This is a genomic window from Leptolyngbya sp. 'hensonii' (assembly GCF_001939115.1).
In the GTDB taxonomy this organism is placed as follows: Bacteria; Cyanobacteriota; Cyanobacteriia.
In genome coordinates, this window is record NZ_MQTZ01000041.1 from 95565 (window position 1) to 107199 (window position 11635).

General features: G+C 52.4%; 10 protein-coding genes. All 10 read right to left on the reverse strand.

The window, feature by feature from the left end; translation table 11 throughout:
- Positions 1-24: 24 nt before the first annotated feature.
- Positions 25-3681, reverse strand: coding sequence for a pyruvate:ferredoxin (flavodoxin) oxidoreductase (gene nifJ, locus BST81_RS12370; protein ID WP_075598811.1), 3657 nt, complete (start codon positions 3679-3681; stop codon positions 25-27).
- 248 nt (positions 3682-3929) lie between these two features.
- Positions 3930-4385: a hydrogenase maturation protease gene (locus tag BST81_RS12375; protein ID WP_075598812.1), complete on the reverse strand. Its 456-nt coding sequence runs from the start codon at positions 4383-4385 to the stop codon at positions 3930-3932.
- Positions 4372-5550: a SpoIIE family protein phosphatase gene (locus BST81_RS12380; protein ID WP_075598813.1), complete on the reverse strand. Its 1179-nt coding sequence runs from the start codon at positions 5548-5550 to the stop codon at positions 4372-4374. Before BST81_RS12380 ends, BST81_RS12375 begins: the two co-directional genes overlap by 14 nt.
- Before the next feature lie 9 nt (positions 5551-5559).
- Entirely contained in the window at positions 5560-6066 is a 507-nt protein-coding gene (locus BST81_RS12385) for a PAS domain-containing protein (RefSeq protein WP_075598814.1), read from the reverse strand.
- 96 nt (positions 6067-6162) lie between these two features.
- Positions 6163-6432, reverse strand: a complete 270-nt coding sequence (locus tag BST81_RS12390) for a (2Fe-2S) ferredoxin domain-containing protein (RefSeq protein WP_075598815.1) — start codon at positions 6430-6432, stop codon at positions 6163-6165.
- 9 nt (positions 6433-6441) lie between these two features.
- Positions 6442-7878, reverse strand: coding sequence for a Ni/Fe hydrogenase subunit alpha (locus BST81_RS12395; RefSeq protein WP_253188265.1), 1437 nt, complete (start codon positions 7876-7878; stop codon positions 6442-6444).
- Between the two features lie 50 nt (positions 7879-7928).
- Entirely contained in the window at positions 7929-8477 is a 549-nt protein-coding gene (locus BST81_RS12400) for an oxidoreductase (RefSeq protein ID WP_075598816.1), read from the reverse strand.
- Complete coding sequence (hoxU, locus tag BST81_RS12405) at positions 8465-9181, reverse strand: bidirectional hydrogenase complex protein HoxU (RefSeq protein WP_075598817.1); 717 nt, start codon at positions 9179-9181, stop codon at positions 8465-8467. Before hoxU ends, BST81_RS12400 begins: the two co-directional genes overlap by 13 nt.
- A gap of 7 nt (positions 9182-9188) precedes the next feature.
- The gene (locus BST81_RS12410) at positions 9189-10820 is read right to left on the reverse strand and encodes a NuoF family protein (protein WP_075598818.1); all 1632 of its coding nucleotides are present in this window, start codon (positions 10818-10820) and stop codon (positions 9189-9191) included.
- Between the two features lie 19 nt (positions 10821-10839).
- A complete protein-coding gene (gene hoxE, locus BST81_RS12415) occupies positions 10840-11388 on the reverse strand; it encodes a bidirectional hydrogenase complex protein HoxE (protein ID WP_075598819.1) in 549 nt (182 codons plus the stop codon).
- Between the last annotated feature and the right edge of the window lie 247 nt (positions 11389-11635).

Sequence of the window (11635 nt, forward strand, 5' to 3'; positions counted from 1 at the left end):
CTCCTCAAATTCTTGCGCCTTGGGTTATGGCTTGACTGGTGCTGGCGATGAAGTGTCAACCACCTTTAGCTCTCCCTGGTGATGCCCATTCTGCATCTGGCGCGTGGCCAGATACTGATACATCTGCCAGCGGGTCGTGACATCTGCCTGGGCCAGTTGGACGAGGTGTTTGGCCTCCTCTGGCTTGCTGAGGGTGAGCATCTTAAAGCGATTCTCCCGATATAGCACGTCCTGAACGGGCAGTTTGGGCGATCGGGAATCCAGCAGGAGCGGGTTCTCACCCAGTTCTGCTCGGCGCGGATCGTAGCGGTAGAGCAACCAGCGGCCCGACTCAACCATCGCTTTCTGCTGTTGTAGACCTGTGGTCATGTCAATCCCATGGGCGATGCAGTGGGAATAGGCAATGATCAAGGAGGGGCCATTGTAGGATTCCGCCTCTAGGAAGGCTTTGAGAGTATGTTCATCCCTGGCTCCCATGGCTACACTGGCTACATAGACATTGCCATAGCTCATGGCCATCAGCCCTAGGTCTTTCTTGGGCGTGGGTTTTCCGCCAGCAGCAAACTTGGCCACCGCTGCCCTGGGCGTTGCCTTGGACATCTGCCCGCCGGTATTGGAGTAAACCTCCGTATCCAGCACCAGGATATTGACATTCCGCCCACTGGCCAGAACATGGTCGAGGCCCCCATAACCAATGTCATAGGCCCAGCCGTCTCCCCCGATCAGCCAGACACTCTTCTTGACCAGATAATCCGCTAGAGCCTGTAGGGTTTGCAATTTACTCCGGAGAGGATCTGTTGCTGCCAATTCAGCCAGCCACTGCTCCAGACCCTGTTTCAGGGAAGCCACCCGCTCCCGCTGGGCGACAATATCGGCCTCATCCACTTGCTCTGCCTGCAGAAGCGCGATTGCTAAATCTACAGGAATGGGAATCCCCGCGCCCCGATCGATCACCAATTCCTGCAACAATTCCCTCGCATAGTCCTGCTGCTTGTCGATCGCCACCCGGAAGCCCAGCCCAAATTCCGCGTTGTCTTCAAACAGGGAGTTGGCCCAGGCTGGACCCCGCCCTTCCCCGTTATGGGTCCAGGGGGTGGTGGGCAGGTTGCCCCCGTAGATGGAAGAACAGCCTGTGGCATTGGCAACGAGCATGCGATCGCCAAACAGTTGGGTTGCCAGCTTGATGTAGGGCGTTTCGCCACAACCGCCACAGGCTCCCGAGAACTCAAACAGGGGTTCCTGCATTTGCTGATGGGCGATCTTGTGTAGATTCAGGTGACTGCGATCGGGATTGGGCAGATTGAGGAAAAAGTCCCAGTTCTGCTGTTCCTGTTCCCGCAAAGGTAGCTGGGGAACCATATTGAGGGCCTTTTTGCGGGGTTCAGCCCGATTTTTTGCTGGACAGACATCCACGCAAACACCGCAGCCCGTGCAATCTTCCGCTGCCACCTGAATCGTGAATTTCAGGTCGCTCCAGTCATGGTCCCTGGCAGCGGCATGTTTGAAGTGATCTGGAGCCTGAGCCAGGGACTCTGGTGCATACACCTTAGAGCGAATCACCGCATGGGGACAGACCATGACACACTTGCCACACTGCACACAGACCTCTGGATCCCATTCTGGAATATCCTGGGCAATATTGCGCTTCTCCCATTTGGAGGTGCCACTGGGATAGGTGCCATCGATCGGCAGGGCACTGACCGGAATGCTATCCCCCTGGCGCATCATCATGGCCCCCAGCACATCTCGGACAAAGGCAGGTGCTGCATCCGAAATCGGAGACTGCAGAGCCTGCACCCCACTGGACGGAATTTCCTGATAGCTACTGTAATCCACCTGATGTAGGTTTTCCAGGGTCTGATCAACCGCTTTCAGGTTCATGGTCACCACCGCTTCGCCCTTCTTGCCGTAGGTCTTGCGGATGGATTGTTTAATCTGCTCGATCGCCGACTTGCGGGGCAATACACCCGCCACAGCAAAGAAACAGACCTGCATCACCGTATTGATCCGGCCCCCCATGCCCGCATCTCGCGCCACCTGGGAGGCATTGATCACATAGAATTTCAACTCCTTTTCCCGAACTTCTGCCCGGAGTAATTCGGGGAGTCGCATCCAGGTTTCTTCCGGTTCGTAGGGACTGTTGAGCAGGAAAACCGCTCCCGGTTGGGCCGCTTCCAGCAGGTCAAATTTCTCGACAAATTCCCACTGATGGCAGGCCACAAAGTTAGCCCGACTGATCAAATAAGTAGAGCGAATCGGTTCAGGCCCAAAGCGCAGGTGAGAAACTGTGACTGAACCAGATTTCTTGGAATCGTAAACGAAGTAGCCCTGGGCATTGTTCTCTGTCTCTTCTCCAATAATCTTGATCGAGTTCTTATTGGCTCCCACGGTGCCATCTGAGCCTAACCCAAAGAAGATTGATCGGACGATCGCCTCCGATTCAGTTGAAAACGCGGGGTCAAAGGGCAGGGAAGTCTGGGTGACATCATCGTGAATCCCTACCGTGAAATGATTCAGGGGTTTCTCTGCGGCCAGATTATCGAAGACCGCTTTCACCATAGCCGGGGTAAATTCCTTGGAGGATAGGCCGTAGCGACCCCCGACCACCCGAATCTGTTGCCGCTGGGCTTCTACCAGGGCACTCACCACATCCAGATACAGGGGCTCCCCGCCACTCCCCGGCTCCTTGGTGCGATCGAGGACCGCGATCTCCCTTGTGCTCTGGGGCAAGGCAGCCACAAATTGCTGCATATCCAGGGGCCTGTACAGGCGCACCTTTAACACCCCAACCTTTTCCCCCTGAGCCTTCAGGTAATCCACTGTTTCGTGGACGGTTTCGCAACCGGACCCCATCAATACGATCACGCGCTCTGCCTGAGGATCACCGTAGTACTCGTAGAGATGGTACTGGCGTCCGGTTAAGCGGGCAAATTCATCCATGGCCTCCTGGACGATCGCTGGACAGGTTTCATAGAAGCGGTTCACAGACTCACGGGCCTGGAAATAAACATCCGGATTCTGGGCTGTGCCGCGAATCACGGGTCGATCGGGGGTCAACGATCGGGCACGATGGGCCAGAATCAGGTCGTTGGGGATGAAACTCCACAAGGCTTCGTCCGGGATCAGGGTAACTTTTTGCACTTCGTGGGAGGTACGGAAGCCATCGAAGAAGTGCAGGAAGGGAATGCGGGAGGCGAGGGTGGCCCTGGTGGAAATTGCGGCAAAGTCCTGGGCTTCCTGAACCGAGGCCGAACAGAGGAGGGCACAGCCCGTCGATCGCACAGCCATGACATCACTGTGATCCCCAAAAATGGAGAGGGCTTGGGCTGCCAGCGATCGGGCTGCAATGTGGATGACTGCAGCCGTCAGTTCTCCGGCGATCTTGTACAGGTTGGAGATCATCAGGAGCAGGCCCTGGGAGGCGGTGAAGGTCGTCGTCAGAGTCCCAGCCTGTAAAGCTCCATGGACGGTTCCGGCAGCACCTCCTTCGCTCTGCATTTCCACGATCGCAGGAATAGTGCCCCATAGGTTAGGTTGGGCTGCAGCGGCCCAGGCATCAGCCCATTCCCCCATCGGAGAAGCAGGGGTAATGGGATAAATGGCAATGACTTCACTGAGGCGATAGGCAACACGAGCGACTGCTTCGTTGGCGTCAATGGTGGCAAAATTTTTGGAGGACATAGTCCGCTCCTTGTAGCAGAGTTAGAGCAGTTGAGGTCAGAAGTTTTTTAATCAGCCCAGCAGATTAGGGATAGGCTTTTGATAAAACTGCAGAAGTGCAGAACGTTTTTTGTAGAGGGTTTGATCAGAAGGGAAAACCGCAGAGACGCGGAATACGCAGAGGTGATACCGTGCATTTGTGCTGGGGTTATCTCTTTCTAAGGCTAGAAAAAGAATATGAGGATCTTGTGAGTGTTTGGGGGCAACCTTTATGGATAACCGACAAAATTCTTGATTTTTTCTAAAGCGATGTAACAACAATTTGCAGTGGTTTGGGAAAAAATTTCGCCTAACTCAAAATTGCTGGCTGGGATCAAAAGGTGATAGGCAACTGGGTTGGCTTGATAGAGGGTGGAGGCCAGGGCCAGTAGCGATCGGGGATGGGCAAAATGGGTGGTAAAGGTTACGGTTAAATCCACCTCTAGAGGTTGAAAAATGACCTCACTAGATATTGTTGTGGCATCAATAAAAATCACGGTTTCAGTCTGGGCGATCGCAAGGGCCAGATCAGGGGTTAATTGGTGTACGGCCTGCGATCTCAGCGGTGCCCAGTCCCATTGAGAAATCGTCTCTGCGACCCAGTATCCGGCTCCGTCATCGCTCCGCAGGGTGTTGCCATAGCCAATGACGAGATAGGGAATTTTGTCGGGATCAGCAGTATTCAATGGTGACCTCTCGCTGCCGACTACGCAGGAATTGCACCAGATCTTCAATTAAACTGCGGCGGATAGAAATATTTTTGGGCAACAGAGGATTTTGATAGAACTCATTGATACTTTGACCCACCAAGAAATGCACTGAATCGGCCTTCAGAATCTCTCTGGCTAACAGATAAGCCCCATTGTTGTCAAAATGTAACCGACTCAGGTCGCCACTGGCATTTTTAATATATTCAGTGGCCTTAGAAATGGTCAGAATCCCTTCTGTGACCAAATCGACATAACTGAGGGTTCCGATCGGGGGTAATTCTTTGCGAATTGTGGATAGATCGATCTCAATACTTTCTCCTAAATAGTTCGCCATAATATTTCCAGTAGTGCCGCCACAAATCACTTTCCGACCTTTAAAGTTGAGAAATTTTTCAACATACAAGTCGTCTCTATTGTGATCCAGGGGAGGGCCAGTAAAAATAATCAGGGGGTTGCGGCGTCGCACGTAAATCCCGACCAGAGTGGCATCATCCCCAATTTCTCCTTGATAAAGGGAGTAAGTTTTCTGCAGCACATCGCGCCCGATCGTTCGGGCCGTATGGGATTTCTGGCCTAAAATTCCTTCAACATATTCAGCAATCTGTTCCCAACCCCAACCAAAATTGAGGGTGACACCCATGCCAGCATAGAGCACCCCATCACTGACCGCACAGAGGAAATCTCCCCGGTGTAATTCTCCATGGGCCAGGGAAATTTTACGATCCAGAATTTGTTCCGTATGGGTCTCCAGTTGCACGACTTTGCCCTGATGAAAATAGAGGGGAGCAGGGTTATCAAAGTTAATCACCGTGAACCGATTCGTCTCGACATCAACCTGAATAATGGTGAATGTAGAATAGGCGATTTTGCGAACTTTGCAGATTGGCAGGGTAGCAATAATTGTCTTCAGAACTTCTTCTAAAGAGACATCTGCATCCAGCATTGTCAGCAGAATCTCAGTCGTTAGAGTCGCTAGAATACTGGCTTTCACCCCACTGCCCAGGCCATCAGAAAGCACGATCGTGACTTTCTTATCCGTCTTTAGATATTTCACTTTGTCACCACAAAGCTCCTCACCTTTTTTCGTCAGGCTGGCTTCATAAATATCTAAAAAATTATCCGTGGTGACGGTGCAATACATAATCCGACTTCAAAGCGGATGGTTTTCCAGGATTTGAATAATCTTAAACAAATTGACCTTCGTTTCAGCCGTTGTCTCACCCAGTAGCCCAGCAATTTCCTGCACCACTTTCATCTGGTTATCTACGACCTGATTGACTTTTTCGATCGTTTCACGCTTCAGTTTGTCAAATTCCCGTTTTTGCATTAATTCATGGCTAATATCTACCAGAATTGAGGCAATCACTCCTTCACTTTCGATCGCAAAGAAAACCTGTTTCACATAGAGATTATGTTTTGGATATTCCTTGAACTTTCCTCGAATCACCAGATTCTGCTGCCAGGTTTTTTTGAAATCCTCCACATCGTCAAAAATAGCTTCTGCGGGCTGGCCGATCAGGTCTTTTAGTTCTAGTTGAAACATTTTGCAGAAAGCCGGATTGGCCAGCCGAATATACAGATCTGGATCAACGACAATTAACCCGTTCGGATCATAGTCCCACAGTAATTTCCAGAGATGATCGGGTTCGTTGAACATGGTGAGAATTTGTTCGCAGCAAAGGCGCAGAGGACGGATTGACCGCAGAAGTCCAGAGGAGAGAGAGAAGAAGATCCTCCGTGTCTCTGCGATCTATTAACAGGAACAGACGGTTTGAATCGCCGGGAGGATTTCTCGGACAAATATCTCGTCCAGGTTTTGAGGACTGATATTCATAAAGTGCTGGTCTCGAAACTTCATGGTGATGCCGTTACTGCAGATTTCTAAACAAAATGATCCTTTCAGGGTGACGCTGTCTTCCAGTTGGTGCTCTCGCATCAGGGCTTGGAGTCGTGGTAACACTTCGTATACTCCCAGTTGATGACAGGCAGATCCCATACAGAGGAATAAGGGTTCTTTAGTCATGGTCCAGCCTCAATTTCGATACACTTCATCCACCACATGACCATCGGGAGCCACCAGTTGAATGTGGAGGGGCATCTGTCCGACCGCATGGGTGGAACAGGACAGGCAGGGATCAAAACATCGGATCCCGGCTTCAACTCGGTTCAGCAAGCCTTCTGGAATGGAAGCCCCACCATCTTGACCCTGAATGTAGGAGCGGGCAATTTGAGCCACCGTCTGGTTCATGGCCAGATTATTTTGCCCGGTTGCAATAATCAGGTTCACTTTCTGGATCAAACCATCCTCATTGACCTGGTAGTGGTGAAACAGGGTTCCCCGTGGGGCTTCGCTCACGCCCACGGCCTCTAACTGGTTCACACCCCCATGGGCCCGTACCCGACTGGAAACAATATCCGGATCGTCCATCAAGATTTGAATCTGCTCCAAGGCCGCCAGGATCTCAACCAGGCGGGCATAGTGGTACAGGAAGGATGAAGTCGGCACCCCGCCCGATCGGTCACGCAATTCTTTGAGTTCTCGATCGGCGGCTTCTGTCCCAATGTGGCTGCACACATTCAACCGGGCCAGGGGACCGACCCGGTAGATCCCAGCAGGATAGCCCCAGGGTTTGTAGTAAGGAAATTTCAGATAGGACCAAGGCTCAACAGCTTCCCCGAGAAAATCTTCGTAATCGTCCTCAGACAGATGATCTGCCACGATGTTGCCCTGACTATCAGTGAAGCGGAGATGCCCCCCATAATGCTCCCATTCCCCTTCCGGGCCAACCAGACCCATGAACAGAGAGGGGAAAGCCCCAAAAATATTGACCTCCTCCTTAAGGGGACCGTCAATTAACTGTTTGAAAAGTCCCAGAGCCAGGTAGAGGGTGTCAAAAGATTCCGGCAAGCGATCGCAAATCCATTGCCGACCTTCCTCCGTCAGGGGCGATCGGACTCCCCCCGGTACAGTCCAGGCCGCATGAATTTTGCGGGCTCCCAGTAATTCGATCACGGTCTGGCCAAACTGCCGCAACCGAATGCCTGCCCGGGCCAGATCCGGGTCAGACTCAATTAATCCAAACACATTGCGCTTAGCCGGATCACTATCCCAGCCCAGTAGAAAATCAGGGCTGCTCAGGTGAAAAAAGGAAAGAGCATGGGACTGGGTAATCTGGGCCAGATTCATCAACCGCCGCAGTTTGTCTGCCGCCGGAGGAATCTTTACCGCCAGAATTTTGTCACCCGTTTTCGCCGATGCCAGCAAGTGGCTGACCGGACAAATGCCGCAAATCCTTGCTGTAATTCCTGCCATCTCGGTGAAGGGTCTACCTTCGCAGAACTTCTCAAAACCCCGGTATTCCACGACGTGAAACCGCGCATCAGAAACTTCCCCCCCATCATCGAGAAAAATCGAGATTTTGGCGTGTCCTTCAATCCGGGTCACTGGGTCAATGACAACAGTTCTCATAATGCCTCTCTTCTGGGTGGCTGTCACTTATTGGTTATTATTTTTTGCCATTAGCCAAACTTGATCATCTCGCGCCCTTCCATAACAGGCATTTCACCGCGTAGAAGCGGTTCCAGGGTGGCTTTGATCCGATCGGCGGGTGGTGGGCATCCCGGCATATAGATGTCCACCGGGACAACCTGGTGGACAGGCCAGACTTGGTCGAGTAGTTCGGGAACAATGCCCGGTTCATGGGGCAACTGGCGGCTTCCGTCAGCCAGTTCCAGATAGGACCGCTTTAAGACCGCATCAGCGCTACCCAACATATTCCGCATCGCTGGAACATTGGCAGTGACGGCACAATCCCCAAAGGAGATCAGGATTTTTGTCTGCTGGCGGACTTTTTGAATCAATTCCAGGTTTTCTTCGTTGGCGATCGCCCCTTCCACTAGGCAAACATCGACATTTTCAGGATATTCCTTCAAATCCGACCCAACCGGACTGAACACCACTGTGACCTGCTGCGCCAGATCAATTAGCCACTCATCCAGATCCAGAAAAGACATGTGGCAACCAGAACAGCCAGCCAACCAGACGGTAGCGAATCTTATCTTGTCCATTCGTGCTTCTCCCGTGCCTGCATCAAAAATTCCAGCTTGTTGCGATCTCTGGTTTTCTCACCGGTCGTTTCACTCTTCCGGAAAATGGCTCCTGTAGGACAGGCATCCACACACTTGCCACAGGATGTACAGGCATCCACCTCTCCCCAGGGCTGATGCAACCCAGATACGATCATGCAGGCCGCTCCCCGCTGGGCTACATCCCAAACATGGGCTCCTTCAATCTCGTCACAAACCCGGACACAGCGCGTACAGAGAATACAGCGGTTGTGGTCAATCCCAAACTGGGCATGGGACACATCCACTTTGCGATCGGGAAACCGGTAGGGAAAGCGCGAATGATCCATCCCCACTTGAATCGCCACATTCTGTAATTCACAGTTGCCATTGGCCACACAGATGGCACAGACATGATTCCCTTCAGCAAACAGCAATTCCACCACCATGCGGCGATAGTCCTGCAGTTTGGGTGTGTTGGTGTGAATGTCCATGCCTTCAGCCACCTGGGTGACACAGGCTGGGAACAGTTTAGGACTCCCGGTCATTTCCACCATACAAAGGCGACAGGCTCCGATGGGTGTTACCCCTTCCAGATGGCACAGGGTAGGAATGGGTACCCCCGCCTCCCGAACTGCCTGGAGAACCGTTGCACCTTCTTCGATCGCCACATCAATTCCATCAATCTTGAGTGTTTTGACTGACATAGTTACCTCATGAAGATTGCGAAACGGAAACCTTACCGTTATCAGCAGCCGGAGCCTGAAGTAACTCCAGATACTCATGCTTGAAATACTTCAAGGTGCTAAGCACAGGGTTGGGAGCCGTCATCCCCAATCCACACAGGCTCATCTCCCGCACCATATGGCAGAGGGACTCCATTTTCTCCAGATCAGCCTGGGTAGCTTCCCGGTTCATAATTTTGGTCAGCATGGTGAACAACTGGACGGTGCCGGTGCGACAGGGCACACATTTGCCGCAGGTTTCGCCTCGGCAAAACTCCATATAGAACTGGGCAATTTCCACCATGCTGGTTTCGTCGTCCATGACAATCATGCCGCCCGATCCCATGATGGTGCCTAACTTTTGTAGGGATTCATATTCAACCGGTGTATCCAGCAAGTCTGCTGGGATACAGCCCCCCGACGGTCCCCCAGTTTGAACGGCCTTGACCCGACCCCCATCAGGAACCCCACCCCCCATTTCTTCCACAATTTGCCGCAGGGTGGTCCCCATTGGGACTTCAATCAGACCTGCATTGTTCACCTTACCAGTTAAGGCAAAAACCTTCGTCCCCTTGCTTTTCTCAGTGCCAATGCCAGCGTACCAATCCCCCCCATTGCGGATAATTGGGGCAATGTTGGCATAGGTTTCCACGTTGTTGATCAGGGTGGGACAGCCCCACAGACCCGACTGGGCTGGATAGGGGGGTCGGGGTCGGGGATTGCCGCGCCCACCCTGAATCGACTGAATCAGGGCTGTTTCTTCCCCGCAGACAAAAGCTCCAGCTCCGATGCGAATATCAATTTTGAAATCAAACTGAGATTCAAAGATCTGGCTACCGAGAAGCTCGTATTTCTTCGCCTGCTGGATCGCCTTTTGCAGGTGTTTGATGGCCAGGGGATACTCGGCCCGCACGTAGATGAAGCCGTGGTTCGCACCCACGGCATAGCCTGCGATCGCCATCCCTTCCAGAATCCGATGGGGATCGCTCTCCAGCACACTGCGGTCCATGAAGGCACCGGGATCTCCTTCATCGGCATTGCAAATGACATACTTCTGGCCAGGGGGCATCTTGGCCACGGTGGACCACTTCAACCCGGTAGGATAGCCCCCCCCACCCCGTCCGCGCAGGCCACTCTTCGTCACCTCTTCGATGACTTCCGCGGGCGTCATTTCCGTCAGGGCATGATGTAGTTGTTCGTACCCCCCAACCGCAATATATTCTTCAATTCGTTCCGGATCGATCTTGCCACTGTTTTCCAGCACGATCGGCATCTGCCGCATGAAAAAGGGATGGTTGGGATCCCCTTGCATCGGGGTAGCCGTTCCTCCTTGCAGGGCCGCAATGATCGAAGGCGCATCTTCTGGGGTCACCTGCTCATAGAGGGTCTGGCTGGAGTCCACTTCTACCAGGGGGCCTCGCCCACAGAAGCGCATACAGCCCACACTGCAAACCTCGACCTCAGCCTCTAGTTCCGCACTCTGAACGGCTGCTTCCAGACCATTGCGCACTGCTGCAGAGCCAGAAGACAAACAACCTGCCGCAGTACAGCAACGAATGCGAGTCGGTTTGCGCCGATCGCGTTCTTGCTGAGCGATTTCATGCAATTCCGTAATATCCATGCCCTTTCCCTAATGTCGATTATTGCTGTTCTAAAACCCGCACCTTATCTAAAGCAGCTTCAGGCGTCTGCTTACCGCTCACAGCGCCATCAATCACAATGGCAGGCGCAATTCCACAGGCTCCTAAACACCGGGCGGCCATCAAGGACACCTGGCCATCCTGAGTCGTTTCTCCCACTTTGATCCCCAGTTCCGCCTCCAGGAGGGCAAGCAATTTACTGGCTCCCTTAACATGGCAGGCTGTGCCCAAACAGACGACACAGGTATGGGTACCATTGGGCTTCAGGGAAAACAGATGGTAAAACGTAGCCACCCCATAGACCCGACTGAGGGGCAATCTCAGCCCTCTGGCGATATAGAGCAGCACGTCTTCTTCCAGGAATCCAAACGCCTCTTGAGCCTTGTGCAACACTTCAATCAGGGCATCTGGTTGATGCTGATGCCGTTTCATCGTCATATCCAATGATTTGAAGCGGCGATCGACCGTTGCACCATTGACGGTGGATTGAGGACGCGAGTTTTTTGCAGTAGCCTGGGGAGATTGGTTTTGCAGCGATGAAGAAGGCATAGGGATTCAGTCTCAAATCACAACAGATCGGACCCTTAGATCAGGAGTTACATGAATGCTCTGAAATCAATACCGTGGTGACTCGATCACAGCAAATCTCTCCCTATTTCACGCAAATAAACTTAATCTGCCACAAATAAGGAGAGATATTAGCCTTTGCTTCATGGTTGAAAGAGTCACAATTTCAGGTATGAGTTGAGCTAAAACTTTTCTACCGGTGATAACAAGATTGAACAAGGATGTTCAA

Excerpts from the sequence above, each read along its gene's own strand:
- nifJ (WP_075598811.1), bottom strand. The coding sequence starts at position 3,681 with ATGTCCTCCAAAAATTTTGCCACCATTGACGCCAACGAAGCAGTCGCT.
- BST81_RS12380 (WP_075598813.1), bottom strand. The coding sequence starts at position 5,550 with ATGTATTGCACCGTCACCACGGATAATTTTTTAGATATTTATGAAGCC.
- BST81_RS12385 (WP_075598814.1), bottom strand. The coding sequence starts at position 6,066 with ATGTTCAACGAACCCGATCATCTCTGGAAATTACTGTGGGACTATGAT.
- BST81_RS12390 (WP_075598815.1), bottom strand. The coding sequence starts at position 6,432 with ATGACTAAAGAACCCTTATTCCTCTGTATGGGATCTGCCTGTCATCAA.
- BST81_RS12395 (WP_253188265.1), bottom strand. The coding sequence starts at position 7,878 with ATGAGAACTGTTGTCATTGACCCAGTGACCCGGATTGAAGGACACGCC.
- BST81_RS12400 (WP_075598816.1), bottom strand. The coding sequence starts at position 8,477 with ATGGACAAGATAAGATTCGCTACCGTCTGGTTGGCTGGCTGTTCTGGT.
- hoxU (WP_075598817.1), bottom strand. The coding sequence starts at position 9,181 with ATGTCAGTCAAAACACTCAAGATTGATGGAATTGATGTGGCGATCGAA.
- BST81_RS12410 (WP_075598818.1), bottom strand. The coding sequence starts at position 10,820 with ATGGATATTACGGAATTGCATGAAATCGCTCAGCAAGAACGCGATCGG.
- hoxE (WP_075598819.1), bottom strand. The coding sequence starts at position 11,388 with ATGCCTTCTTCATCGCTGCAAAACCAATCTCCCCAGGCTACTGCAAAA.